Origin of the sequence: Halobacteriovorax sp. HLS (assembly GCF_004006665.1) — a bacterium.
Taxonomy (GTDB): Bacteria; Bdellovibrionota; Bacteriovoracia; order Bacteriovoracales; family Bacteriovoracaceae; genus Halobacteriovorax.
This window is the reverse complement of the sequence record NZ_QOCL01000014.1, coordinates 460,472-486,847: the sequence shown is the minus strand read 5'-3', so window position 1 is coordinate 486,847 and position 26,376 is coordinate 460,472. Positions and strand designations below refer to the sequence as shown.

The following is a 26,376-nucleotide window of genomic DNA, read 5'->3' as shown; positions in this document are numbered from 1 at the left end:
GAGAGAATAGAATGAAAAAAATTGCACACTTCTTTATAGACAATAATAAGCTCTCCATCATTCTCATGATAGGTCTAATTATTTATGGAGCGATGGGCCTCAAGAAAATGAATGCCGAATCATATCCTAATGTGAGTTTTGCAACCGCATTAGTTACGACTAGATATGATGGAGCGACGGCCGAAGATATCGAAACTAAAATAACAAAGCCAATCGAAGATGAAATTCGTTCAGTGAGTGGGTTAAAAGATGTAAAATCAATAAGCCAATCAGGTCTTAGTACCATCGTAATTAGAGTTGATATGGATAGATCGGGACTTGTTGTAGAAACGGTTATGAATGATATCCAAAAAGCAGTAGACCGAACAACAAAACTTCCAAACGATCTAATTGATAGACCAAAGTTTACAGAGATTAAATCGGAAGAGATGCCTGTTTTTCAAATTGCAGTAATTGCAGATAATACAAACAGAAATAGAGACCTTATTGCCGATCAATTAAAAGATGAATTAGAAGATAACCCTCTCGTTAAAGGTGTTACACTATCAGGATTTGCAAAGAGAACATTTCAGATTGAAATTAATAATGAAGCCCTTATAAAGCATCATATTGGAATGAGTGAAGTCATCGCAAAAATTCAAGCCAGAAACGTTAATATTCCGGGTGGAAATCTTAAGCAGGCTTCTACTCAACAGTTACTAAGGCTTGAAGGTAAAATTAAAAACGCCCAAGAGTTAGGCAATGTCCTAATTAGATCAAACTTTACAGGGCAATCCATATATCTAAAAGATGTTGCAACCGTTGTAGATGGTGAAGAAGAAATTAAAGTTCGTACAAGATACAATGGCGAAGAAGCATCGCTAGTTACTGTGACTAAAAAAGCAGGTGCTGATACTATTAAACTTGTAAATAATGTTGAACTTAAAATGAAAGAGTTTGAAAAAATTTACGATGGGAAAGTAAAGTTTGAAGTATATCTAAACGAATCAATAAAGGTAAAAGATAAACTAGATGTTTTAGCAAATAATGCACTCTCTGGGTTATTACTTGTTGTCGTTTTCCTATTTATCTTCCTTCCTGGAAGAATTGGAATTATGGCATCTTTATCACTTCCACTAGCTGTTATGGGTACCTTAGGAATCATGCCAGCATTTGGAATGAATTTAAATACTATTACCATTCTTGCTCTAGTTATCGCTCTTGGGATGCTAGTAGATAACTCTGTTGTTATAAGTGAGAATTTTACACGATTAAGACAAGAAGGGAGATCTCCCGAAGAAGCTGCTTTAGAGTCGATTCGATCTCTCTGGTTACCGATAACTGCCACCGCCTTTACAACTATTGCAGCATTTTTGCCGATGCTTGTTACGAAAGGCATCATGGGTCAATTCATAAAGTGGATTCCAATCGTTGTGACGATCTCTCTTCTTCTGTCGCTTGTTGAAAGTTTTTTCTTTCTTCCAATGAGACTTGTCTCTGCTGGAAATAGTATTAAGCTTGACGAGAATAACGAAGCAAAGAAAGACTGGTTTCACAAATTTGAACAGAAGTTTGAAGTGTTCATGGCCCTACTAATCAGAAGAAGATATATTGCGGCGACTGGATTTACCTTCTTAATAGTATTTGCAATAGGTATGATGACAGTTGGAAATAAGTTTATTCTCTTCCCTGCTGATCAAACCGAAATTTATATCTCTAGATTTGAACTTCCAAATGGTACAAAACTTGAAGAAACCAATTTGAAGGCCAGAGAGTTATCTTTAAAAATTAAAGATGTTCTTGGTGACGATATAAAGCATATTGTTACGAAGTCTGGAGAATCAAAAGTACAATTAACTGATCCTAAAGCTTCTGAAGGTAATAATGTTGGGATCGTTTTTATCTATGTTACTGACGAAGCTAAAATTAATCTTACTCACACTGATGCCTTAGAAAAACTAAGATCGAATATCTCTTCTGACGGATACTCGTCTCTAACATTTGAGGCCCAAGTTAATGGTCCTCCAGTAGGAAGCGACATTGATGCAACCTTTAGATCAAATAATGGTGAAGAGCTAGACGCATTTATTGGAAAAGTAAAAGATAGGCTCTCATCTGTTGACGGTATTATTGACTTAAAAGTAGATGATGTTATTGGTGATGATGAAGTCTTTATTAATATTGATTATATTAAGGCCGATCAATTAGGGCTTGGAGTCTTCACTTCTGGAGACACTGTTAGGAGTGCAATCTCTGGACGAGTTATTTCAGAGGTAACTTTAAATAATAAAGATGTTGATCTTCGTGTAAGCTTACAAGAGAAAAATAGACAGAACATAGAGCAATTAAAGAATGTACATATCCTTGATCAAAGAGGAAATCTTGTTCCAATTGGAACTTTTGCAACCTTTGAAACTAGACCAGGTTCTCCCCAAATAAAGAGATTTGACTTTAAAAGATCAAAGAACTTATCAGGCTCTGTAAATGAGACAAAGATAACTCAAATGGATGCTAATAATATCTTAAAAGAAACATATGACGAGCTAAAGTCTCAATACCCAAGTGTATCTTTAGTATTTGGAGGAGTTGCTGAATCGACGAAAGAGTCTATGGAAAGCTTGGCCCAAGCCGGTCTCATGGCCTCAATCGGAATTTTTGCAATACTTGTATTTCTATTTAAATCATACTTAAGACCACTTATCATTATGATGACTATTCCTCTTGGATTACTCGGGTTTTCAATTGCATTTGCAACCCCAATTCTAAGTGGATATATGGATCGCCCAAGGCCTGTTTCATTCTTGGCCCTAATTGGTATTATTGGTCTGGCAGGAATTATTGTGAACTCAGGAATCGTTCTAATCTCATTTATTGATGAAATGAGAGCTGAAGGTAAGTTCTCTTTAGATGAAATTCTAGTTAAAGCTTCAGGAATGAGACTTAGAGCAGTACTAGTAACATCTTTAACAACTGTAAGTGGACTTCTTCCTACCGCCTATGGTGTTGGTGGTTCTGACCCTACTTTAGTCCCAATGACTATGGCCATGGCCTGGGGGCTTGTTTCAGGAACGATTTTGACACTATCTTTTATTCCTCCTGCGTATGCAATTATTGAAGATTTCACAAATTTCACAGGAAAACTTCTTAATAGAAAAAAGATAGACGAAGAAACTAGTGATATGGCAAACGAGCCTGTATAATGGGTGTCTAATGACAAAAGTAAATGAGACTAAAGCTAAAATTCTTGAAAGTGCCAACAAACTATTTGCTAACTATGGTTTCGATGGCACATCAATTAGAGATATTGCCAAAGAAGCAGGGGTTAACTTAGCGGCAGTAAATTATCACTTTAAGAATAAAAATAATTTATATTGTGAATTATTCGATCAAAATTGTTGTGAATTTGAGAAGATCTTTAAAGTCGTTCTTGAAGGACAAGAAATGACTACTGAAGAGTTCACAATAACGGCCTTTAGGCACTTTCTAGAGAATGGACATTCACTATTAACAACCTTTAAGGTTATTTTAAATGATAATGTACAAATCCCTAAAGAACATGTCAGTGATGAGAATGGACACTTTGGACCTCCTGGAGGAGGAATACTTCTTGAGATAATTACTAAAGAGGTTGGAGAGGAAGTTTCAATGGATGCTCGCTACTGGGCAATGAAAATTATTTTCTCACATATTACTCACACGGCAATTATTCTCAACTCTTCTATAATCAGAGAAAAAGTGTGTAATCTTAAACACTTCTCAGAAGAGTTTAACGAAAGAAATGTGCGCTTCTTATGCCGTTCAGTTCTCTCTTTCATCAAAAACTCCCCTAAGGATCAATGGGATGAAACTCTTTTCCAAAACTACTAAACTAGAATTTTTTTCAATCTTCTTTTTCTAGCTTTTGCCTATGCTATAATTAGTCAATTATAGCGTAGGATTAATATGTGTAGATTATTTGGTTTTAGATCTATTATTCAAAGTCAGGTTCACCATAGTTTAGTGAGTGCTGAGAATGCCTTAGAAGTGCAAAGCAATAGGCACCCTGATGGATGGGGAGTTTGTTACTATATTGCAGGTTCACCACACCTTATTAAGTCAGAAAAAACAGCTGTAAATGACTCAATTTTTAAAACCGTATCTGGTGTTGTAAGCTCAGAAACTGTAATTGCACATATAAGAAATGCTACTCTAGGCAAAGTAAGTCTACTGAACACTCACCCTTTCCAGTATGGGCCATGGGTCTTCGCTCATAATGGAAATATTAAAAACTTCGACAAGTTCAAAGATCAACTACTCGATGAGATAAAGCCTAGATTTAAGAGATTTATTTTAGGATCGACAGATTCGGAATTGCTATTCTATTTTTTACTATCAGACCTTGATGATGTAACAGATACAACTAAGTTAGATTGTTCTATTGAAGTTCTTCAAGCATCCATAAAGAAATCCATAAAAAAGCTCACTAGCATTGTTGGAGACTATTGTCCTCACGATGAAGGGAAGAACACAGAGACCTATTTAACATTTCTGCTAACAAATGGAAGTACCATGGTGGCACATCAAGGAGGAAAGAAGCTGTATTACTCTACTTTCAAAGTAAAGTGTGTGGAACGAGATACTTGTCCACACTTTAGTGTAGAATGTGAAGCTCCAACTGTAACAGGAAAAGTTAATCACTTAATATTTTCAAGTGAGCCACTTCATGGTGAAAATACATGGATTCCTTTAGAACTAGGTCAGCTGATTGGAGTAGATTCTGAAATGAAATTATCTATTAGCAGTTCTAACTAACCGACTAGAAGCGTTTTTTTGAACACATTTACAAGCCCCTGGAATGGCTTTTTATAGTTTCCGAAATCATATGAAACTTTCATTCTTTCTAGAATCTCAGTGATTTTATCTAATTCAAACTCGCACCTATAAAGCTCATCAACAAATACATGAGCTACGATAAAAACAGCTGTTAACTGAGATACACGATGATGACTTAACCCTCTTGGAAAGCCAGTCCCTTCAGGCCTTTCATGATGACATAATACAATCTCATCTACATTCAATGGAATCTTATCATTATTTGCAATAAGTTTTGCTATCGTTTCAGGGTGCTTCTTATAGATCTCGATCTCTTCAACTGAGTAATTGATCATTTCAGCTGTTTGTAAATTTACATCATATGCAATCTTAGCGTCACTAACAGTTAAGTCTTGCAAAATAGCAGCATAAGAGAGTTTCTTTCTAATTTCTTCAGAGTCCCAATCCATATGAGAACAAATAGAATTAGAAAAGTATGCCATCATATAACTATGATCAAGAATATAATCTTTTCGACCTCTAAAATTATCTAATAACTTTCCTAAGACTCGATCATCATCTAGGTTATTTTCAATTTGAAAAACAGTATAATCTACAAGGTTTAATACTTCTTCAGTAACACCCGACTCTGCAACCATTTCGTGAACTATATCCAATGTGTTTATAACTGCATCTTCAACAAATTCAGCAGACAAAGATTTGTCCTCAATTAGAAACGGTGTTTGAGCAAGCCCTGCTCCAAAGTCATCGTAGTCATCATTATCGATATAGAGGTATTTTACTTCTTTATCACGATATTTTTGTAAATCCTCACGAGTATAAATGTCATCTTTCTTTAAGACCTTAACAAATTTATCTTCACCAATCTTTATAAATACATCACACAAAACTCTATTAAATCGTAGAAAGTATATTAGTCGTACTTTTCGATATTTCTCTTGCGTATAAGCAAAATTTAATTCTTTTCTTCTTTTAAGAATATCTAAAATTAAATTATGAAATGATTCACAATTTATTTTATTTTCGATTTGATGTGCCCTATCTCCAAGAGCATCAAAAGACTTTCTTTCAAAATTCTCTTCTAAGGAACTATCTGAATTAACAATCAGATCACACTCATGTGATTGAGATATAAAAGTAGAGATCTTCATTCCCTCTAAAGTGGAGCTATCATGACTAGCAATCACCAGATCAATATCATCCATCTGCTCTAAAGAGCTTTGCAATTGAACATAGTTCGCTACTTCAAATACCTCAACATTTGTAGGTAAATTATCAAGATAGAGGTTGAATCTATCTTTTTGTTTTAAATTTGATTGAGCAACAAGAATTTTCAAGAGTCTATCCGTTTAAAATTAGTATATTAAAATGATAGCACGTACATATGATCTAAGAGAAGATAGTTAATTATGTCTCTTATCTATAACTAATCTTAGTTTACCTGTTCTAGGATTCTTCGTTAATTTATCAATATTTACAACCTCATAGCAAAACTTCTCTACAAGCCCTTTCTCAAGCTCAGTCAAATACATTTTTCTTTGCTTATAGAAGGCCTGAATTAAGTCCAACTTTTCAAGGCACTCTTTCAAAGACTCCTCATCGGCAGAGCCAATAACAAGCTTCAAGAAGTCTTTTGAATTATTTCTATCGATAATCATTTGAAAGTTTTGAATTTGTTTTTCGATATCTAAAGATCTGAAAATAGAAAGTATATCATCCCTATTTATTGTAATAGGACCCACTCTAGCCCCTTCATCCGATCTACCTAATAACTTAAATTTAGTTCCAACCTCAGTCCAGCTGGCCATATCGCCCACAGGATACTTTATGATAGGCATAAGCTTTCGCGTTAGATTAGTAAAGACTAGCTTTCCAACTCTATTTACTTCTTTAATAATTTCGCCCGTGTCTTCGTCAACGATTTCCATAATAGTTGTTTCAAAAACTCGATGCTCTCCTAAAGAGCAAGAATCATCCACATAACCAAGCTGACCACCATCAACACTTGCATATCCTATTGACGAAATATAAGCGTTAGGAAATGTTCTTAGAAGAATTTCCTTTTGATCTTCAAATAACGGCTCTCCACCATAATATATTTGATCTACATGAGACATATCAACATTACAATGCGAAGTTAAATTAATCAGGGAAGTTGGAACTCCTAATAAAACATTTACATCATATTCTTTTATTATGCGTAGAGTTTCTTCTACATCAGTTTGACCGGTTACAGGAAATTGAGTAACAGAGGTTTTCATTTTTTCGACACATTTATTAATAAATAAAAATGAAGCATAGAGATCACCTGAGTAAAAAAGATTAGCGCATCTATCACCATCTTTCATTTTGAGTTTATCCATCCCCTTACCAAAGTCAGTCGTAAATTGATCCCACTCACTTTTAGTAAAGATACTAAATTTTGGATTTCCGGTAGTTCCTCCACTTTTAAAAACAACTCCATCTGAAAATCTATCAGTCATGACCGAGTTACCATGAAACGAATTATTATTCCAAAACACTTCTTGATCAGTTATTGGTAATTGCTCAATTTTCACATCAGTTGGCAACTCACTATAGAGATTTTTATAGTATGGCGATTTTTCTCGTACAAATTCTAATAACTCTGAAAAAGAGTAACTACTCATATAATCCTCTTATCTATAACTCGTAATAGCTTTCCACTGTTTGAAGAATGGTCCATCCCTTCGTGAGAGGTATAATCAATATCGAAGAGAAGCATTTTTTCAACTTCAATAGCTTCTTTAAGATCCCTATATTTTTCAACAACTAAGGAATTTGTAATTTTCTTGTCAACAACTCTCAGCAGAAGATGATCTTTAGAATTATTATTTGTAATCACTATTTGAAACGAGTCATCATACTCAAACTCATCTAAGAGCAATTTTTGAAATTTAAGAAAATTAAAGAATGTTCCACCTGCTCTAAAAATATCCCCATGCCTTCCTAATAATTCAAATTTCCTATTCTTACGTCCACAAGGGCAAGTATCAGTAATCCATCGGCCCAGATCTCCTAAGTCATACCGTTCAATATCAACACAATCTCTGGCCTTAGATGTAAAGACAAGTCTTCCAATCTCTCCACTTTCTACAGCTTCGTCCGAGTCGACCTTTAAAATCTCAAGGTCCTGTATTGATTCATTTAAGTGATGAATACCACCTTCAGAATATTCACACTGAAATCCAAGCGGACCAGCATCAACAGAGCCATAGCTTGCAGAGCGAATAAGCTCTACACCAAATTCATCACACAGCCATTGACGCTGCTTCTTACCAAAGTGTTCACCACCAAAGAATATTTTCTTTATTTTTGATTTTTTTAAAAGTTCTTTTTGAGATTCATATAGTTCAATAATGTAAGAAGGCATTCCGACTATCGTATTAACCTCACATTCTGCCAATATAGATGCTACAAAACACTTGTCTTCATAAGCCGCTAATGGATATTGAACAACTTTAAGCTTTTCTAAAATTGTGTAAAAGCTTAAAAAACCTCCATAAAGTCCTCCCCCAAAAAAGAGGTTTGCAACACGATCACTCATAGGATCAAGTCCAGCGGCGTACAGACCTTCTGCAGCGGCCTGCATTTGAGTATGGTAAGCATTATAGGAAAACGGGGAAATTGCAGTTTTTCCAGAACTTCCTCCACTTCTAAAGAATAGGTGGGCCAGTTCATGCTTTGGAACCAACGCCTGAAAGTCTTCCTTAGTCATAACTTTTGAAACTCTTTTAGCCCTCTGTTCTAATGCAAGCTCACTAAATCTATACTTTGTCTTCAATTGAGGAACATCCAGAGAGATTCTCTTTACAAACCTTCTGAGGGCCTGCTCACCATCATGTGGTTCACCAGAGTATGAGTCTTGCATAGTTCCTAATTCTCTAACTCTTACAACTCCGGCCTTATAGAGCTGTTTAGTTATATCAGAAAACTCTTCTCCTAGAAGAATCCCAGCAGTTTGTAAGTGAGATCTGTGTTGTCTTAGAATAGGTATTAAAGAATTTTTAGTAATAGGCTTAACCCAAATAGATCTCTTAAGTGGAGATGCTTTAAAGGTCGAATCCATTTCAATATAAATCCGCCAACTATTAGTGTTACTCTCAAGGACCATCTTTTCATTAAAAAGAGATTCTAAGTTTAATAGCTCTTTAATATTTGTAAGCTCTGCTTGCTCTTGAATATCTAGCGTTGCTAGCTGCTTAGACTCACTTAATCTATCTAACTCTTTAGATAAAACACCTGAAAATTCTTTAAGAGTTTCAAAGTTAGCATCTAAAAGATAGCATATCTGTGGAGCAGAACATGCTTGCTGATCGAACTTTACAATATCCTCTGCCAACTTTTTAGCAGACTCTATATAAGAAACACTCCTAGATATTAAGGAAAATGAAATTTTATGTCCCCACGGAATGAATCTTTTGCTTACTGGCACACTTTGACGAATAGTCTCTATTGAAGAATCTCCACCCCAACAAGAAACAGCATCACTTACATTTATTAACTCAGACAATTCAAGATCACTTGATTTCAATATAATCGTCTTATCTTTTATTTTCCCACTTTGATCACATTCGAATAATAAATTGCAAAAATCAAATATCTCATCAGAATCTCTACGGCTGACTTTTACAATATTTGTATTTAGACCTAATAAGGACTCGACCATCGCAAGAAAGGAAAGACCTGGAGAATTTGATGGCGTGATATGGAGAACAACTCCTAATGGATAGAAGCTTTCCATCGCAACAGAGCTAAAATCCTCTTTCTTAAGACTAAAAGAATCAAGAGAGCCAAGCTCAACATTTACTTTATTTTCAATTTCTTCTTTCGAGCAAAACTTAGAAACTTCATTTAGAAGTTCGCGGTCATAGTCCAGCTCTAGTACTTTTTTAGAAAAGTCATCAAGAGTACTTATTAAATCACTTAGTGATAACTCTAACTCCAATGACTCTTCCACCAAGGCCTCAAGTTGATCCTTACTAATAACCTCAAGGTTTTTCGCTAAAATCTTCATATTATACCTTATCCAACAATTCACTTGCAGCGACTGCACAGCTTTTATTTTTAGAGATACCAGCGCGCCCTAGGACTTCAAACCAAGGTGTATCTAAATCACATTCGCACTTTGAATACTTTCTCGCTAAATCTCCCATTAAGACATTATTAGCAGGTACCGATGTAATGTAAGGTGATATAAAATTAAGATATCCAATTTCACCATCTTCTAAACTTTCTAAAGTTAAAACGTCTCTTACAAGAACTCTAGACCACGTAGGGATATGAAAGCGATGCTTAGAGCATTCAATATAAGGTATACAATGCTCTACAGAACCAAATCCATCCCTAAGTCGAGCATTTGGAATACCTAACATCTCTTCACATAGAGAATAGAATTCATCCTTTGAGATTGCTTTATCCTGATGGCCTTTCCAACCACCTCCTAAGAAGACTAAAGACTCTGGATTTAGTTTTAATGGCTCCATTCCAAATTCTTTCATCTTTGTTAAAGTAAAATAAAAGAATGAAGGAAATCCGAATACTCTTACAGGGAGACCTTCCTTTTCATACCTTTGAAGGGCCGCTATACAACCAAAGACATCGAACTTGTGTCCTTCTTTTTTTCCGAGATAACGAAGTCCGTAATGGACAGCATTGATAGGGGCATACTTACATAGAAAGTTATCTGTATAAGCAGTACCTAGCTTACTCCCCTCTTCGGGTTCATAAGTGAATAGAAGGTAATTAGTTTTATCTTCAGTAATCCACCCATTGCTTTGATAGATCCAATCAACCATTCTTTGGGCACTACCAATTGTCCAATCATCAAAGAATATTTGCGATTTTTGTCCAGTAGTTCCAGATGATGTTAAATGTAAAGAAACATCCGAATCATCTATAGATTTAACTTCATGAAATTTAAAAAAATTTGCGATAATGAAGGGAATTTTCTTAAGATCATCAATAGAGTTAAATTCATTGATATTAAAATTCTTTGAGCTGATTAACTTTGAGTAAAATTCATTATTTTCGATATGCCATTGAATATTCTCTTTCATCGCTTCGACAAAGAGCCCATCGCTCTTTGCATGATTACTATATGGAGTTTCGATGTCACACAACTGTTGAACTTTCAAAAGTTTTTGAGCGTTGGGAACTTTTAACTCATTCATACATCGACCTTTAGTGTATTCAGATGATTTCCGATCCACTGCTTAGCATAGTGATCAAAATAAGGCCTTAAGTTATCTGAAATTGAAATTTCACTAAAGTCTAAAGGAACCATCGTTCTAGTTAGTAGGACATAATCTTGTGGAACTCCATTTTCTATTTTCATAGCTGGATACAATGCCGAGGCCAAAAAATCATTTCCAGTAAGATATCTAATCGCATCAAAACGGTCTGTTCTAACCATAGTTTCAACATAGTAAATACCAATATCCTTCATCGCAAATAGCATTTTATTCAAACTCTCTCCGAGAGTTGATATATTTTTATTTGCAGTGATAATCACACAGTAGTGATCTTTCTTACTGAATGCTGCAAAGAACTCAATTCCATTTTCCATATTGGAGATTAGTAAATTTGGACGATGAAATGGATAAAACAAAGACTCCGTATCATCTTTAAATATTTCATCAAATCTTTTTTGAACAAATTTTGGAGCAAAGATAAATTCAAATTCACCTTCTTTTGAGGATAGATCGTGAAAGCTCTTTGGTTTTTTTGGTGTATGCTCTTGGCAAGTATAAAAATTCTCTCTTCCTGAAATTTCTTTTTCGACGAGAGAAGCAAATGAATAAATCGACTCAGGTAGTGCTTTTATAGGATTTCGCTTTTCTAAAATCCCATCTCCGAAAATGGCCATGAGAGCAAGTGTTTCATATGACTTTATTTTACGACAATTTGGAAAGAATCCTAATGGAATGAATCCATTTCTCATTAACATATTTTGAGATGAGTAAGAAATAGTTCTAGCAGTTGCATAAATTGAATTAACTATTTTCTTTTCTCTTAGGACTTCATTAACAGCATAAGAAATTAATCTAGTGGCCAGGCCATGTTCTCTATATTCATTATGAACAGCAACACCTGAAAGCTTTGCAATTTGATTTGGGACATCGACCTGAATAATTCCGGAAGCTGCTATCGTTTTTTTCTCAGGGCATCTCATCACGTACCAATAAAACTCTTCAGGTCTTTGAAGCGCATCAGTCATAACCGAGCGTTTTGTTCCAACTTCTAATGGGTAATCTTCGCCATAAACACTAAGATATAATGAAAGTAATTCATTAACATCACTAAGATTTGCCTTTTCGATATTTGTTTCCATCTCTACTCACTTTGGGTGAATTTTTCTCACTTATATAAAATACTATTGCCATGTATCATAAAGTAAGGACTCTCCCTACTTTATTGAAAAATATTTAGGGATTTTACCTAATATTACAATGTATTATCAAATGGTTAACTATGAGACAAATCAGTAAATGCCTAATTTTAGTATTTTTTATGTTTTTAATGACAAATATGTCTTTTGCGAGAAAGCCTGCCGTCGAGCCAGTTACTGGGATATCAATTGACCAGTACGATGATGTAGCACCTGAAAAGGCAACGCCTTATAACTTCAATCAGAAAAAAACGAAGGCCCTAACTCCTGTAAAGACTAAAAAAGAAGTTAAACAAAAGACTCTAAATCAAATGCAAGAGAAGACAACTTCTACAACGAATCAAGTTCTTGTTCTTTTAATGGTAATGGTATTACCTATTGCAGTTTGGCTAGGACTCATGAAAGGGGTTAAAGATCTTGATCATGAAGCACCTAATAATGTAGTTGATCTAAACTCGAAAAAGCCTAGTAATGACGATGATGATATGAACTTTCCTAAGGCCTCTTAAATTAGTTGACCTTAGGAATCCCTTCAACACTTTCTTCTAAAATATAGTCTGGAATCTCTAAATCTATATCTTCAACTTTGATATACTCTTTTCCCTCATCATCATATGACTTCTCAACCGTAACACTAGTCTTAACTCCATTATCATATTCAGTGATATATATATCTCTTGATTCATCAAATGCATTAATTGTCGTTCGACCATTTAACTCTTCATCACCTTCTCTATCGTAACCTGCAATCTCAAGATACTTTGGAAGGACATGATATCTCCATATTTCATTAAAGCTCCAACTCTCATAAAATTCTGCTCCAGAGGCGAAGCCAAAATTTAAGGCCGTTAGTCCGGCAACACCTGTGGCGGCGATTCCTGTTTTTGTCTGAATCATACCTGCAAGCTTAGGAATCACTTTATATTTAAGAGGGTTAGTAATCGCGATATTTTTAAGACTTCCTAACACTCCAGACCACATAAACATAAAAGGCAATAACTTAATCTGCTCTTGTAAGTTTCCAGTATTTTCAACAGGAACTCCCAATGAAGAATATAACTCATTATATGTAACCCCAAGTCCAACAAGACTGACCCCTGAAACAAGGCTTACTCCGGCCATTCTTCTCCAATTTCTAAGGAAGCTGGCAGTTTTACTTGGTTGCTTGCTTAGATTTACTGCACCACCAAAAGCATTACGCGTCTGAAAAGAAGCCTGACAATTGATTTCAGACATTATAGGTGTAAAGATTAAACCATTAGTAGCAATCTCCCATGGAAAGCGTTGGAACTCATCCTCATTGCTCTTATACATTATTCCTAACATTGCCCAAGAGGTTACAAAATCTACATACATTGCGTTTCTGGCCTGTGGAAATTGTCTTAAACAACTGAAGTTTTTCTTAAAACGATCTGCGCCCATTAACTTTTCAAAGAAAGTTCTAGACTCTCTGGCAATACAATCTGGGTCATCACCACAACTCTTTAAAGCAGATTCATGCTTAGTAAACATTCCAACAACAAAGTCTTGCATTTTTTGTCTTACAGACTTTTTTGGACCTAGGGGTTTCTTAGAGAAAGGAAGAAATGTAGAGTAATTTCCTGCCAAAAAGTCTCCCATAGTTTGATCTTCTTGCACGTTATTTTTCATCTTTTTAAATAATTCATCTGAAAGTAAGTCATTCTCCGATAACCATCTAAAGAAATCATCACCTTGAAAGTTCTCTTCAATGATGTGAAAATTGGAAATAGAATTTGCCGCATCTTCTAAAAACTCTTTGTAGTTTGAGTAATTCGACAATTTCTTATTAACTATCGAGTTATATCCATCAGCAGCAAAAGAAATGACATCTTTCTTGGCACTAACAAACTCTGGACTTTTCTTTTTGAGCTTAGCAAGATTTTTAAAGGAAAAACCATTTTCTATTTTCCATTTCTTAAACAAAGGTAGTAATTCATCAAACGCTTGAGCAAAACTTAACTCATCTGATAGCTCTGACGAAATCTTGGACATATTCATCTGCACCCAAGTGTTAAACTCGACAGCATCCACTTCTTTTGAAGAATCTGAGGAAATCTTAGAATAAGAGTAAGTACTAAATCTTTTTCTAATTGAACTGAAGTCATTAACAATAAATTCTTTATCCGAAAGGACAGACTCTACTTTAGAAAGTGCTTTTAACTTTTCTGGAGCATAAGGAGATTTAGAAGGAAAAAAATCTGACAATCCTTTCTTTTTAACTACTTTCTTGGCCCCTATAAAAGTTTTAATGACTTGAATACAGGCTCCCTTTTCGGCAGGAGCAACATCTCCAAGAGAGGCGACTTCCCTTGTATTCACCTTAGTAGTAGAACAAGCTGAAAGCAGCAGGAAAGATAGTGATAATAGTATTCTAGTCTTATTCATCAAAAGTCCAATATTTCTTATATACGCTAATATAATTATCGGTTTTTTGAAGCTCTTCTTGAATAATTTTATTTGAGTAGATTGGTCAGAAGTCTATCCAGCGACCTTCGCCGTTATACATATAAACACTAGAGCTAGATCCTTGTTTAACAATTATTTCTCTAGTTCCATTTTTATTTAAATCAACAAAACTCAGAAAATTTGGTCGTTGATGATAGTGACCTTGCAGAGTCCTCTTCTCTTCCCAAAAAACAGGTCCTTTTTTAAAAGAGACAGTATCCAAACTATTTTGGTCAACTGTTAAAAAATAAAGCCTCGAAGTAGAATTTAACTCGGTGTACTTAGTAAGACCTTCATAAAAATAAAGAACAAGTACAAGCGTTGTATCAGATAGGTTTTTTATTCGGATTTTATAAAGATTTGCCCCATATCCATTTGTTTCAAATTTAAATGACTTAATTCTCTTGAGGTCATAACCAAGAATATGTATCCAAGACTCACCGTCTTTAGATTCAAAGAATACAGACTCCTTTCTATGATCAGAGTTTAAATCAATTTTATATAGTGGCGTATTGACTTCATACTTGTAGCTCTGCACGGATTCCTTCGAAATATCCTTATTTAACTCAGCAGAAAATAGCGCCCTAAATTGCCGTTCATCTTGCCCAAACGAAGCGAAACTAACAAAAATAAGCGCAAAAAGAAGACAGTATTTCATGCATTAATTTTACCACACGTGTCATAAGTAAGCATTTTCGGCGCTTTTTTCCTCTAATTATGCTCTTGTCTCCTTCTCTTATTCACATTTCTAAAGGCATAAGATAGAATTTGAAAAAATTTAGACAGGACACACACAAATGCAATTCAATGTAGGTTTTATAAAGTCGGAGAATCAATTTCTCTTAAAGTCATTTAATAATATTGAAAATGATAATGGTAAAATATTAGACTTGGCCGAAATAAAGAACGCTGATATTCAAGCACTTTTTTATGAAGAAGACCTTATTGAAAGTGAGGATTTAAAGTCAGCTCTACTAGAAGATAGTAAATTCTTCCCAATCAGATCTTCCAAAGAAGCGAATATTGATTTTAATAATTTTGAAAAATTAGACTTTAATAGCGCTAAGAGTATTTTCTCACGAGTTCATGATAACTGGTTACTTCAAAATAATGTGACTCTCGTAGAAGAGTTATTTAAAGTAATTAATCATCTAAACGGACTTTGGCCAAATGATAGAACGACATTCTTTGAAGAGCTTTGGTTCATACTTAAGTCTAATTTAGGAGCAAAATCTATAAGAATAATTTTCAACGATATTCTTATGGGAAAAAAAGAGCATGAAAAAAACAAGCTGATTCAAGTAAAAGTTGAAGGAGACAGAATTCCTAATCCATCTGAGGGCGGAGAGCTTGAAGCAAAAATAATGAAGAATTATGAAAAGGACTTTAATAGTACTTTCGAAATCATTGAATATAATAGTGAAAAAGGTCAGGTTGTAATTACCGCGACAATTAAAAAGAGCCCTGTTGTTATTATGGCCGAAGTATATGAATTAAATAGAATGCAAAAGGCCATCATTGGTTCTCTATTTAATGGCCTTTCTGAGAATATAAAGTAGTAGGTTAATTCCTACTATTTTATACTTAATACATTCATTCTAAAATCTTCTCCAATCATTACATCTCTTTCCATTGCATTAAAACCTTCGATATAGTCTAACTGTCTACCATAGTTATTTTCGCCTGGACCCATTTGTCTAATCCAATCAAATAGAAAACAATTCTTAGATCTTCTATACTCCTGGGCCACCTTAAGGTCTGAAGTAGTAGAAATAGTAACTTCTCTGTAATCATTTAGAGAATTGAAGTTATTCAATATAATATGTAATACACCATAACTTTGATTAACAGTGACCATGTCTTTTTCGATGAGATCATTTAAAGAATGGGAATGTCCGTCCAAATTTATATTAATATAATCTTTTTGATTTTCAGAGATTTGTACAAACTCAGTGCCAATAAGAGAGGATGCTTCGATTTCACAAGTTCTTGGCTGAGATTGAAGTGGAGCACTGCTAATACAATTTTCACCGTGCTGATTGCAACCAGATAGAAATTTAGCTCTCACGGGTAGAGAGTAATTCTCATGAGATAAAGAGTAGCTCTTACGAGATAACTCTATATAGAATTCCAACGTACCTGTTTTCTTTTGAAATCCAGAGACTTCTAGTGAGTCACCTTCTTGATAAATTGCAAAAGAGCCAAATGATGGTACTGAAGACTGCTCATTTAGATAGATTGAAAAGATATCACCAGCTTCCAGCTCTCTATCGATATCAACTTTATCTAAGACTAAAAACTCTCCCTTATTTCCATTAATTTCTTTTATATTATTATTTTGAGAAATTTCATAAGACTTAGCTTGTCTCTGTATTGCTTCACGTATTGTTTCTCCATTTAGAATTTTAAAATGTAGTGTTTCTTTTTTAGTTGAGATTAGAAGATGACTAGAGGTTGAAGACTCTTTTAAAATCCAATCTCGAAGAGATCGTTTATCATGTTCATAATCTACAATTTCGTAAAGAAGAGATTTTCCTGTTATGAAAATATTTACGAGTTCGCTAAATGATGATCGACTCGATAGAAATGAATACTCTCTTTTTTGAACACTCGTTAAATCAATGATTTCATTTTCATTTTCATATCTGATTAAATCTTCATAGACACTGCTTATTTCAGCATCTCTATTACCATCAAAATAAGAAAACTTATAAGAAATATCTCTAACCACACCTTGTTTTTGATTACTACTAACTTTAAACCTAGTTGAAGCTGAGACAATATATTCAGTAACATCTGAAAATGATAATCCCTCAAATAACTTAACTCTATCTCTTGTTTCTAAGAAGTACTCGAACTTAAATAAGTCTTCTAACTTTATAACTTCGGAACTTTTATTAAATAAGATCCTCTCCATCTTAGATCTAATAAAGTTTCTTGGTTTTAGATTTAACTCTTTATTTAAAACCTTACCATTTGTACTACCAATCAACTCTAGATTTATACTAGGTTCAAGGCCAAGAGACAGCACAGGAAAACGGGAGACATTAGAAGAGGGGCCTTCATTTTTTGTCGTAATCGATTCTGGTTGATTCTCACGAGATTCTTGGCGAGATAACTCATTTTTTTTAGAACATGATATTAAAGTAATTAAGCATAAGAATAATAATCGTTTCATTTGAACTCCTTTAAGGGAGTTATAAGGCCTTAATAGACTTATAGGAAGACGGATGGAAGCTTGAGTTGTTCATAATTCACTTATGAACCAAACCCTCCAAGCCTCTGTCCACCCAGAACATGGAAGTGTGTATGAAAAACAGTTTGTCCTCCATTATTTCCTATATTTGTGACAACTCTAAAACCATCCTCAGCGAGTTTCGATTCTTTAGAGTACTTAGAGATCGCACTAAATATATCACCTAATTGATCTTGCTTATTATCACTTAGATCATTTAAATCTTGAGTATGATCTTTATGAATAAATAAGTTGTGCACTTCTGCCATAGGGTTAAGATCTTTAAAGCCTAAAACCTTTTCATCTTCATAAACCTTTGTAGAGGGAATTTCACCGGCCACAATCTTACAAAAAATGCAGTTACTCATATTAGTTTCCTATTCTCTCAATATTAGCACCTAACTTTTTAAATTTTTGGTCTAGGTTTTCGTAGCCTCTATCTAAGTGATAAACTCTATCAATCTCCGTCTTTCCTTCACTTGCAAGAGCAGCAATAACTAAGGCCGCTGATGCTCTGAGGTCAGTACACATCACAGGAGCACCTTTTAAAGGATGTCCTCCATCAATAAACGCGCTATTTCCTCGAAGCTCTATACTCGCTCCCAATCTATTTAATTCTGGAACATGCATGAATCTATTTTCAAAAATATGTTCTGTGATAATCGTATTTCCTTTAACCTGAGTAACAAGGGCCATCATTTGGGCCTGTACGTCAGTTGGAAAACCAGGAAAAGGTGCTGTATCGATTCTTGCGGAGTTGAGAGAACTCTCAGAAATTTCGACAAAATTATCACCAATATTAATCTTGGCCCCCATCTCTTTTAGAAGATCAATTACAAATTCAAGATGAGCAGGATTGAATCCTTCAACTTTAACATTAGATCCTGTTGCTAAAGCAGCCATTATATATGTAGCGGCCTCTATACGATCACCTATTGCTGTATATTCAACTTCATTAAGAGTTTTCACTCCTTCTATTTCAAGTCGTGTAGAACCTATTCCTGAAACTTTCGCTCCCATAGCATTTAAAAAATTTGCAAGATCGTCTATTTCTGGCTCAAGTGCTGCATTTTCAATAACTGTTTTTCCCTCAGCAAATACAGCCGCCATCATTAAGTTCTCTGTTGCACCAACAGAAGGAAATGCCAAAAGTAAATTTGCTCCTTTTAGAGGACCATCTGTTTCAGCATAAACATAACCACCTTCAAGCGTAATCTTAGCTCCCATTTTCTCTAAATTCGAAAGGTGCAAGTCAATTGGTCTAGTTCCAATTGCACAACCTCCAGGTAGAGAAACTTTAGCCTTTTTCATTCTTGTTAGAATTGGCCCTAAAGTAAAAATTGAAGCTCTCATCGTCTTAACTAGATCATAAGTTGCTTCATGTGAGCTAAGAGTAGAAGGGTCAAAAGTAATTGTTTTACCATTTCTAGTAATGCCTACCCCTAGATTCCCTAGAAGTGTCAGCATTGTATTAATATCTCTTAAATTTGGTACTTCGTTTAAAACAATCTTCTTATCGCTGAGTAAAACTCCGGCCAATATAGGAAGGTATGCATTCTTTGCCTTAGAGATTGTAACCGTACCGCTTAAGCGACAAGGACCAGTAATAATTAGTTTATCCATAATATATCCTTACTTCTTAGCAATTAAGAAGCGATCTCTTTGAGTATAATCTTTAATTAAACTCACTGTTTTAAAATTAAATTTTTCACATTGTATTCTTAAATCTTCAAGATGATCTTCATGGCCTTCCATGATAAAAACTCCTTCTTCATACAAAGAGTTTGATACATCTTGAAAAAGTTCTTCAAACCAATCATAGTACTCCCCGTCTTTTAAATACAGGGCCAAGTGGGGCTCAAAAGTATCCACTTGATTGTGTACAAATTTTCTATCTTCGTCTTCTTTAATATATGGAGGGTTACTCACTATGAGATGAAACTTCTCTTCTCTTAAATCCTTCATCCTATCTGTACAAATTAAATCTAAGCTAGACTCTCTAGGTATGGTGAATCTAAGATTGAAGAAATTTCTGCGTGCTATTTTTAAGGCTTCTTTCGAAATATCTGTAGCATAACTCGATAGAGGGCGATCAATTTCTTGTAATAAAGAAATGATAATCGCACCACTTCCAGTACCAATATCTAGAACTCGTAATGACTCATCAGTTTTTTTAAGCCAATCGTTTAAAAGAATAGTCGCTGTTTCAACAAGAATCTCTGTTTCACTTCTTGGAATAAGAACACTAGGTGATACGTGAAATTCAGATTTATAGAAGTACGCTCTCCCCCGGATATACTCAAGTGGATATCCACGATTTAAGCTATTAAAAAAATGAGTAAGAGGATTTTCTCCACTTGGAATATACTGATGTTCAAATAACTCATCAGCATCTACATGCTTTTGTAATGCAAAGGATTCTATTTCGTCTTTAAGTCTTCGAATAGACAAACCTGGGTAAGTTTTTAAAAGTTGCTCTTGCTTTTCACTAAAAAAACTTTCAGTAAAACTACCTAGACTCATAAGGGCCATTATTCTTCTTGGCCCTTTAAAAGTTCTGCTTGATTATGAGCGATTAGAGCATCCGTCACAGGTGCCATGTCCCCTTCAATAATCTTATCTAAAGAGTAGAGAGTTAGACCAATCCTATGATCAGTTAAACGCCCCTGTGGAAAGTTATAAGTTCTAATTCTTTCTGATCTGTCCCCAGTTCCGACAAGACCTTTTCTTTCGGCCGCTTCAATAGCATTCTTGTCTTGAAGCATTTTATCGTAAATTCTATTTTTTAGAATTCTTAGGGCCTTCTCTTTATTTTTAAGCTGTGACTTTTGATCTTGGTTAGCAACAACGGTACCTGTTGGAATGTGTGTAACACGTACAGCGGAGTCTGTAGTGTTAACTGACTGTCCACCAGCTCCACCAGATCTATAAACATCTATTCTAACATCATTTAAATCAAGTTCGAACTCAAGATCATCTGTCTCGGGCATCACAGCAACAGTAATTGTCGATGTATGTACACGTCCTTGAGACTCAGTCTTTGGAACTCTTTGTACTCTGTGAACACCTGACTCATACTTAAGCTTTGAGTAAACCTTATCCCCAGAAACGGAGAAAATAATTTCTTTAATACCTTCGTCACCTTCACTTATTGATACTTGTTCAGTTTTAAAGCCAAGGTCTCTAAAGTAGTTCGCATACATTCTGTACACATCACCAACAAAAATAGATGCTTCATCTCCACCAGCTCCAGCACGAATTTCGACCATTACGTTCTTGTCATCGAGAGGATCTTTCGGAAGAAGTAAGATTGTTAAGCGCTCTTCCATTGGTAGAATTTGTGGCTCAGATTCATTAAGAACTTCTTTGGCCATTTCACGCATATCTTCATCTTTTTCATTCTTTAAGATTTCTTTTGCTTCTTCAATATCTTCTTTGATTTGCTTATACTCTTTATAGACATTTACAACTTCTTCAAGATTTGATCTCTCACTAGAAATTTTCTTAAACTCATCCTGTCTATCATAAATAGAAGGGTCTGCGAGTTTTTCATTTAGCATTTCAAACCGATCTATAACAGAATCAAGTTTATCAAACATAGACATAGCATTATTCCTAAATCAAATACGCCCTTCACTATGGAAGGGCGTTAATAAAGTATATATAATTTACTTAAGAGTTCATTGAGTCTAAGAACTCAGAGTTCGTCTTAGACTTAGTAACTCTTTGGAGCATAAACTCCATTGCATCAATCGTCGACATTGGGTGAAGAACTTTCCTAAGAACATAAGTTCTTGGAAGATCCAATGGATCCATAAGTAAGTCTTCTTTACGTGTCGAAGATTTATTAATATCAAGAGCAGGAAAAATTCTCTTTTCAAGTAGCTTTCTATCAAGCTGAATTTCAGAGTTACCAGTTCCTTTAAACTCTTCGAAAATAACTTCATCCATTCTAGAGCCCGTATCAACAAGCGCAGTTGCGATAATTGTAAGAGACCCACCATTTTCAATATTTCTAGCAGCACCAAAGAATCTCTTTGGTCTATGAAGAGCATTAGAATCAACACCACCTGAAAGGATTTTCCCAGAAGGTGGAACAACAGTATTATATGCACGAGCTAAACGCGTAATTGAGTCAAGTAAGATAATTACATCTTCGCCTGCTTCAGTAAGTCTCTTCGCTTTTTCTAAAACCATTTCTGCAACTTGAACGTGTCTATTGGCAGGCTCATCAAAAGTTGACGATACAACCTCAGCCTGAACATTTCTCTTCATGTCAGTAACTTCTTCTGGTCTTTCATCAATTAGAAGAACAATCAGCTTTGAGTTTGGATGATTATCAGTAATAGAGTTTGCTATCTCCTGGAGTAGCATTGTCTTACCTGCTTTAGGAGGTGCAACAATCAAACATCTCTGACCAAATCCTTGAGGTACAAATAAATCAATCATACGAGTTGAATAATTTGTTGGCTTAGACTCTAGGTTAATTTTCTTTTGAGGGTATAGTGGTGTTAAGTTATCAAAAAGAACTGTTTTCTTATGTGCTTCTGGAGTATGGCCATTAATTGTACCTACCTTTAGAAGAGCGAAGTATCTTTCATTATCTTTAGGAGAACGAATTTGACCTTCAACTGAGTCACCTTTTCTTAAACCAAATCTTCTAATCTGACTTGGAGAAACGTAAATATCATCTGCACCAGGAAGGTAATTATAGCCAGGAGATCTAAGAAATCCAAAACCATCTGGTAAAATCTCTAAAACACCTGAGCCAAAAATATCTTCTTTATTCTTTGATGTTGTTTTTAAGATAGCAAAAATAAGCTCGTGAGTTTTCATTCCCGATGCGTTTTCTACTTTTAAAGTTTCACCTTTTTCGATGAGTTCTTTAATTTCCATTTCTCTTAGGTCATTAAGGTGCATTAATCCTGTCTCCTGATAATAAATTTTTGGATTAGTTTTATTTTGGTTTTAAAATCCTCGAGGAATATTCTAGATAAATTTCGATGGATTGTGGTGTTTTGATTAGTTGAGATCATTATCCTAGATTTGAGACAAATATGTCAAGATGATAATAGTTGTCACATAGCAATATTCATTGTAGAAACAGAACGATGATTGACTTTACGAACTACCCAAACTTCAATAAATTCAAGGGTATAAATATCCTTTCAATAGACTATGGTACTAAAGTAACAGGTCTAGCTCAATTCACTCCTTCAAGAGAACCAATGCCTCAACCTAGAGGAAAGATTATCTTTCAAAGCGATGAGCAGCTCCTCCAAGAGTTAGAAGTATTCATTGAAGAGGACTTTATTGAGGTGATTGTACTAGGACTTCCTCTCTATTTAGATGGAAACGAGTCTGAGATGACTAAAACTGTCCTTAAGTTTCATAAAAAGCTTACGAACCATTTTCCAGATATTGAAGTCTATCTTCAGGATGAAACTTTAAGCTCTACTGCAGCTAAAGAACGAATGCTTAGTTCAGCAAGATATAACTTTAAAGTTGACCTTAAGAAAATTGACGAAGTTGCAGCGACCATCATTTTAGAAGATTTTATAACAAAAACTAGCTCTTAGGGCTTGTCCCTTTCTCAATTGCCTTATATCCTAGGTAGACTATGTCAAAAAAGAACTTATTTATTATTTTAGTATTAGCACCGCTGCTTGGAATCATTGCAGGTGGAGCTAAAGTTTATCACTCTATCGCTCTATGGAAGTATGAAGGAGAGGCCAAAAGCTTCACGATTCAGCCTGGAGAAGGTTTTGGAAAGATTAATTTTAAACTCGATAAAGAGGGCTTTATTAATAGTTCAAAGCTTTTCTATAGATATAATAAGATAAATAATAATATGGAGAACTTTAAGGCCGGCGTTTATATAATTGAGCCTGGTTCTAATATGCTTGATATAATCAAACTCCTTACTACAGGTAAGAGCGTAACAACAAGCGTGACTATTCCTGAAGGCAAGAACTTATTTGAGATTGCGAAAATTCTAGAAACTAATAAAATAACTTCTGCTAAAGAATTTATATCGCTTGCTAAAGACCCTGATTTCGCTTCTTCGCTAGATATTCCGGCCAGTAGAATAGAGGGCTATTTATATCCAGATACATACCACTTCACTCAAAATAGTCCTGCAGACTTAGTTATAAAGTCTATGGTTTCCACATTCAATAAGAAAACAGCTGAAGTGGACTTCTCACTATCTGATCTATCTAAACACTCTGTTATCATTCTTGCTTCAGTAGTCGAAAAAGAAACAGGGGCAAGCTTTGAGAGACCAGAAATTGCAGGAGTCTTTGTAAATAGATTAGCAAAAAGAATGAGACTTCAATCTGACCCTACAACTATATATGGTATCTGGGAAAACTATAACGGTAACCTTAGAAAGAAACACTTGTTAGAAAAGACTCCTTACAATACTTATAAGATTTCGGGACTACCTAAGGGCCCTATATCTAATCCAGGTCTTGAATCTATTAATGCTGTTCTTAATCCTAATAAGCACTCATATCTTTACTTTGTAAGTAAGAATGACGGAACTCACATCTTCTCTAAAACTTATAAAGAACACCTAAAAGCTGTTAACGAGTATCAAAAGAATTCAAAAAATAGAAAAGGAAAGTCTTGGAGAGACCTAAATAAGAAGTAAGCTCACTTGGAGCTATTTCTTATTTAAAGTAAGAAATTTTCTCTAAGAAATCTGCTCCAAATCGTTCGAACTTCTTAACTCCAACACCATTGATCTCGAGCATTTCAACTTCATTCATCGGCTTAACACTACTTAACTCAATCAAAGTCTTATCGGGGAAGATTAGATATGCAGGAATATCCAACTTAAGGGCCAAATCCTTTCGTAAGTTTCTTAGCTCCTCAAAAAGAATTTGATCTTGATCATTCAAATTTAAAGACTCGGCAGGTTTTTTTCGCAATGGACGAGAGTCCTCTACTTTTAATACATAGAACTCTTCATTGCCTTTTAAGACCTCTGAAGATTTTTGATCTAACTTCAGTGTTTTATATTCTAAACTTGCATAGGTAAGATATTTTCTAAAAATAAGATTTCGATATAACCTTCTCCAATATTTTTCGCTTCTATCTTTTCCAAGTCCAAACACTCCTAGTTCTTCATGAGAGTTATTCAAAATTTTTGAAGTCACTTTACCTTGAAGAACTTCTATTAGGTGATTTACACCAAACCTCTGCCCCGTTCTAAATACTGTAGACAGTGCCTTTCTCGCCTCTAGAGTTGCATCCTCTTTATGTACTTCATCATGACAACAGTCACAGTTGCCACAATCTGCTGAAACATTCTCATCAAAGTAATTTAAAAGAAATCGTCTTCTACATGTTGTTAATTCACAAAATGACAGCATCGACTCAATTTTACTATTCGCTAGCTCCTTATATACACCAGAAGCATCAGAGTTCTCTAAAAACTGTTTATTTCTAATCAAGTCATCAAGCCCGTAAATCATCCAAGCATTTGCACTTGAGCCATCTCGCCCAGCCCGTCCTGTTTCTTGATAATAACTTTCAATATTTTTAGGAAGCCCCATATGACAAACAAATCTAATATCCGGTTTATCAATTCCCATACCAAAAGCTATCGTTGCAACAATAATAATATTGTCGCTGCTTTCAAATAGAGCTTGAACCCTATGCCTTTCTTCAGGATCAAGTCCTGCATGATAGGCATAAGCATTGAAGCCTAGGGCCTTAAGTTTATTCGCAGTAGTCTCTACTTTGTTTCTCGTTTGGCAATAAATAATTCCACACTCATCTTCGTGAGATTCCTTAATAAACTTTACAAGCTGATCAATACCTTTTTCTCTAGGGCGAATTTGATACTTAATATTTGGTCTATCAAAACTTGAAACAAGCTCCAAAGGGTTTTCTAGACCTAGTTGATTTACAATGTCTTTTCTAACTTTTTCATCTGCTGTCGCAGTAAGGGCAATCAGAGGAGTTTCAGGGAAATTCACTTTAAGTGAACTCAGCTCTCTGTAATCAGGTCTAAACTCATGCCCCCATTGAGAGACACAGTGAGCTTCATCAATTGCTATAATAGAAAGTTCTATATTTTTTAAAAACTCAATAACTCGTGGGGACTTAAGGCCTTCTGGTGATAGATAGAGAATCTTCGTTTCACCACTACGACAACTTAAAAGAACGTCATTGTACTCCTCACTAGAGAGAGTTGAATTTAAATAGTTTGCACTTACACCATTTATTTTTAAGGCATTAACCTGGTTAATCATTAGAGAAATCAGAGGAGAGATCACAACTCCGACACCATCCATAGATAACATCGGTATTTGATAACAAAGAGATTTCCCTCCTCCTGTAGGCATTAAAACGAAAGTATCTCGCTTAGAGAGAATACTTTCTACAGCACTTCTTTGATTAAACCTAAAGTCATCATAACCAAAAACTTTATTTAAAATTTCAAGTGCTCTTTGCATTCTCAATA

General features: G+C 34.9%; 21 protein-coding genes. 7 read left to right on the top strand and 14 right to left on the bottom strand.

What is annotated here, in order from left to right; translation table 11 throughout:
• Positions 1-11: 11 nt before the first annotated feature.
• From DPQ89_RS16345 to DPQ89_RS16335, 3 genes are all read left to right on the top strand, one after another.
• Positions 12-3,179, top strand: a complete 3,168-nt coding sequence (locus DPQ89_RS16345) for an efflux RND transporter permease subunit (protein ID WP_127718104.1) — start codon at positions 12-14, stop codon at positions 3,177-3,179.
• Between the two features lie 10 nt (positions 3,180-3,189).
• Positions 3,190-3,846, top strand: a complete 657-nt coding sequence (locus DPQ89_RS16340; RefSeq protein WP_127718103.1) for a TetR/AcrR family transcriptional regulator — start codon at positions 3,190-3,192, stop codon at positions 3,844-3,846.
• Between the two features lie 75 nt (positions 3,847-3,921).
• Positions 3,922-4,770 carry a class II glutamine amidotransferase gene (locus tag DPQ89_RS16335; RefSeq protein ID WP_127718102.1) on the top strand — a complete coding sequence of 283 codons (849 nt, stop codon included), beginning with the start codon at positions 3,922-3,924 and terminating at the stop codon, positions 4,768-4,770.
• Here DPQ89_RS16335 and DPQ89_RS16330 read toward each other — a convergent pair.
• From DPQ89_RS16330 to DPQ89_RS16310, 5 genes are all read right to left on the bottom strand, one after another.
• Complete coding sequence (locus DPQ89_RS16330; RefSeq protein ID WP_127718101.1) at positions 4,767-6,128, bottom strand: HD-GYP domain-containing protein; 1,362 nt, start codon at positions 6,126-6,128, stop codon at positions 4,767-4,769. The genes DPQ89_RS16335 and DPQ89_RS16330 overlap by 4 nt on opposite strands.
• A 66-nt stretch (positions 6,129-6,194) precedes the next feature.
• Positions 6,195-7,439 carry a phenylacetate--CoA ligase family protein gene (locus tag DPQ89_RS16325; protein WP_127718100.1) on the bottom strand — a complete coding sequence of 415 codons (1,245 nt, stop codon included), beginning with the start codon at positions 7,437-7,439 and terminating at the stop codon, positions 6,195-6,197.
• Positions 7,436-9,826: an acyl-CoA reductase gene (locus tag DPQ89_RS16320; protein WP_127718099.1), complete on the bottom strand. Its 2,391-nt coding sequence runs from the start codon at positions 9,824-9,826 to the stop codon at positions 7,436-7,438. Before DPQ89_RS16320 ends, DPQ89_RS16325 begins: the two co-directional genes overlap by 4 nt.
• A gap of 1 nt (position 9,827) precedes the next feature.
• Positions 9,828-10,982 carry an acyl-protein synthase gene (locus tag DPQ89_RS16315; protein WP_127718098.1) on the bottom strand — a complete coding sequence of 385 codons (1,155 nt, stop codon included), beginning with the start codon at positions 10,980-10,982 and terminating at the stop codon, positions 9,828-9,830.
• Positions 10,979-12,142, bottom strand: a complete 1,164-nt coding sequence (locus DPQ89_RS16310; RefSeq protein WP_127718097.1) for a GNAT family N-acetyltransferase — start codon at positions 12,140-12,142, stop codon at positions 10,979-10,981. The genes DPQ89_RS16315 and DPQ89_RS16310 overlap by 4 nt, the downstream gene beginning before the upstream one ends.
• A gap of 179 nt (positions 12,143-12,321) precedes the next feature.
• On the opposite strand from DPQ89_RS16310, the gene DPQ89_RS16305 reads away from it, so the two are divergent.
• On the top strand, positions 12,322-12,708 hold the full coding sequence (locus DPQ89_RS16305) for a hypothetical protein (RefSeq protein ID WP_127718096.1): 387 nt from the start codon (positions 12,322-12,324) through the stop codon (positions 12,706-12,708).
• A 1-nt stretch (position 12,709) separates the two neighbouring features.
• Here DPQ89_RS16305 and DPQ89_RS16300 read toward each other — a convergent pair whose 3' ends face one another.
• Both DPQ89_RS16300 and DPQ89_RS16295 read right to left on the bottom strand, forming a co-directional pair.
• A complete protein-coding gene (locus tag DPQ89_RS16300) occupies positions 12,710-14,605 on the bottom strand; it encodes a hypothetical protein (RefSeq protein WP_127718095.1) in 1,896 nt (631 codons plus the stop codon).
• Between the two features lie 85 nt (positions 14,606-14,690).
• Complete coding sequence (locus DPQ89_RS16295; RefSeq protein WP_127718094.1) at positions 14,691-15,323, bottom strand: hypothetical protein; 633 nt, start codon at positions 15,321-15,323, stop codon at positions 14,691-14,693.
• Between the two features lie 139 nt (positions 15,324-15,462).
• Between DPQ89_RS16295 and DPQ89_RS16290 the strand changes: the two genes are divergently transcribed.
• Complete coding sequence (locus DPQ89_RS16290) at positions 15,463-16,224, top strand: hypothetical protein (protein ID WP_127718093.1); 762 nt, start codon at positions 15,463-15,465, stop codon at positions 16,222-16,224.
• Positions 16,225-16,238: 14 nt separating this feature from the next.
• On the opposite strand, the gene DPQ89_RS16285 is transcribed toward DPQ89_RS16290, so the two are convergent.
• From DPQ89_RS16285 to rho, 6 genes are all read right to left on the bottom strand, one after another.
• Complete coding sequence (locus tag DPQ89_RS16285) at positions 16,239-17,843, bottom strand: hypothetical protein (RefSeq protein ID WP_127718092.1); 1,605 nt, start codon at positions 17,841-17,843, stop codon at positions 16,239-16,241.
• 80 nt (positions 17,844-17,923) lie between these two features.
• Entirely contained in the window at positions 17,924-18,268 is a 345-nt protein-coding gene (locus DPQ89_RS16280) for a histidine triad nucleotide-binding protein (protein ID WP_127718091.1), read from the bottom strand.
• Position 18,269: 1 nt separating this feature from the next.
• A complete protein-coding gene (gene murA, locus DPQ89_RS16275) occupies positions 18,270-19,523 on the bottom strand; it encodes a UDP-N-acetylglucosamine 1-carboxyvinyltransferase (protein WP_127718090.1) in 1,254 nt (417 codons plus the stop codon).
• A gap of 9 nt (positions 19,524-19,532) precedes the next feature.
• Positions 19,533-20,432, bottom strand: a complete 900-nt coding sequence (locus DPQ89_RS16270) for a HemK/PrmC family methyltransferase (protein WP_127718089.1) — start codon at positions 20,430-20,432, stop codon at positions 19,533-19,535.
• The gene (gene prfA / locus DPQ89_RS16265) at positions 20,432-21,499 is read right to left on the bottom strand and encodes a peptide chain release factor 1 (RefSeq protein ID WP_127718304.1); all 1,068 of its coding nucleotides are present in this window, start codon (positions 21,497-21,499) and stop codon (positions 20,432-20,434) included. Before prfA ends, DPQ89_RS16270 begins: the two co-directional genes overlap by 1 nt.
• 73 nt (positions 21,500-21,572) lie before the next feature.
• Entirely contained in the window at positions 21,573-22,820 is a 1,248-nt protein-coding gene (rho, locus tag DPQ89_RS16260) for a transcription termination factor Rho (protein WP_127718088.1), read from the bottom strand.
• Positions 22,821-23,011: 191 nt separating this feature from the next.
• On the opposite strand from rho, the gene ruvX reads away from it, so the two are divergent.
• Together ruvX and mltG are read left to right on the top strand one after the other, a co-directional pair.
• Positions 23,012-23,479 (top strand): Holliday junction resolvase RuvX, encoded by a 468-nt coding sequence (ruvX, locus tag DPQ89_RS16255; RefSeq protein ID WP_127718087.1) that lies wholly within the window; start codon positions 23,012-23,014, stop codon positions 23,477-23,479.
• 41 nt (positions 23,480-23,520) lie between these two features.
• Positions 23,521-24,555 (top strand): endolytic transglycosylase MltG, encoded by a 1,035-nt coding sequence (mltG, locus tag DPQ89_RS16250; protein WP_127718086.1) that lies wholly within the window; start codon positions 23,521-23,523, stop codon positions 24,553-24,555.
• Positions 24,556-24,574: 19 nt separating this feature from the next.
• On the opposite strand, the gene recQ is transcribed toward mltG, so the two are convergent.
• Positions 24,575-26,368 carry a DNA helicase RecQ gene (gene recQ, locus DPQ89_RS16245; protein WP_127718085.1) on the bottom strand — a complete coding sequence of 598 codons (1,794 nt, stop codon included), beginning with the start codon at positions 26,366-26,368 and terminating at the stop codon, positions 24,575-24,577.
• Positions 26,369-26,376 lie beyond the last annotated feature (8 nt).

What these genes read in the sequence shown, in the direction of transcription:
- DPQ89_RS16345 (WP_127718104.1), top strand. Translation starts at nt 12, where the DNA reads ATGAAAAAAATTGCACACTTCTTTATAGACAATAATAAGCTCTCCATC.
- DPQ89_RS16340 (WP_127718103.1), top strand. Translation starts at nt 3,190, where the DNA reads ATGACAAAAGTAAATGAGACTAAAGCTAAAATTCTTGAAAGTGCCAAC.
- DPQ89_RS16335 (WP_127718102.1), top strand. Translation starts at nt 3,922, where the DNA reads ATGTGTAGATTATTTGGTTTTAGATCTATTATTCAAAGTCAGGTTCAC.
- DPQ89_RS16325 (WP_127718100.1), bottom strand. Translation starts at nt 7,439, where the DNA reads ATGAGTAGTTACTCTTTTTCAGAGTTATTAGAATTTGTACGAGAAAAA.
- DPQ89_RS16320 (WP_127718099.1), bottom strand. Translation starts at nt 9,826, where the DNA reads ATGAAGATTTTAGCGAAAAACCTTGAGGTTATTAGTAAGGATCAACTT.
- DPQ89_RS16315 (WP_127718098.1), bottom strand. Translation starts at nt 10,982, where the DNA reads ATGAATGAGTTAAAAGTTCCCAACGCTCAAAAACTTTTGAAAGTTCAA.
- DPQ89_RS16310 (WP_127718097.1), bottom strand. Translation starts at nt 12,142, where the DNA reads ATGGAAACAAATATCGAAAAGGCAAATCTTAGTGATGTTAATGAATTA.
- DPQ89_RS16305 (WP_127718096.1), top strand. Translation starts at nt 12,322, where the DNA reads ATGTTTTTAATGACAAATATGTCTTTTGCGAGAAAGCCTGCCGTCGAG.
- DPQ89_RS16300 (WP_127718095.1), bottom strand. Translation starts at nt 14,605, where the DNA reads ATGAATAAGACTAGAATACTATTATCACTATCTTTCCTGCTGCTTTCA.
- DPQ89_RS16295 (WP_127718094.1), bottom strand. Translation starts at nt 15,323, where the DNA reads ATGAAATACTGTCTTCTTTTTGCGCTTATTTTTGTTAGTTTCGCTTCG.
- DPQ89_RS16290 (WP_127718093.1), top strand. Translation starts at nt 15,463, where the DNA reads ATGCAATTCAATGTAGGTTTTATAAAGTCGGAGAATCAATTTCTCTTA.
- DPQ89_RS16285 (WP_127718092.1), bottom strand. Translation starts at nt 17,843, where the DNA reads ATGAAACGATTATTATTCTTATGCTTAATTACTTTAATATCATGTTCT.
- DPQ89_RS16280 (WP_127718091.1), bottom strand. Translation starts at nt 18,268, where the DNA reads ATGAGTAACTGCATTTTTTGTAAGATTGTGGCCGGTGAAATTCCCTCT.
- murA (WP_127718090.1), bottom strand. Translation starts at nt 19,523, where the DNA reads ATGGATAAACTAATTATTACTGGTCCTTGTCGCTTAAGCGGTACGGTT.
- DPQ89_RS16270 (WP_127718089.1), bottom strand. Translation starts at nt 20,432, where the DNA reads ATGGCCCTTATGAGTCTAGGTAGTTTTACTGAAAGTTTTTTTAGTGAA.
- prfA (WP_127718304.1), bottom strand. Translation starts at nt 21,499, where the DNA reads ATGTTTGATAAACTTGATTCTGTTATAGATCGGTTTGAAATGCTAAAT.
- rho (WP_127718088.1), bottom strand. Translation starts at nt 22,820, where the DNA reads ATGCACCTTAATGACCTAAGAGAAATGGAAATTAAAGAACTCATCGAA.
- ruvX (WP_127718087.1), top strand. Translation starts at nt 23,012, where the DNA reads ATGATTGACTTTACGAACTACCCAAACTTCAATAAATTCAAGGGTATA.
- mltG (WP_127718086.1), top strand. Translation starts at nt 23,521, where the DNA reads ATGTCAAAAAAGAACTTATTTATTATTTTAGTATTAGCACCGCTGCTT.
- recQ (WP_127718085.1), bottom strand. Translation starts at nt 26,368, where the DNA reads ATGCAAAGAGCACTTGAAATTTTAAATAAAGTTTTTGGTTATGATGAC.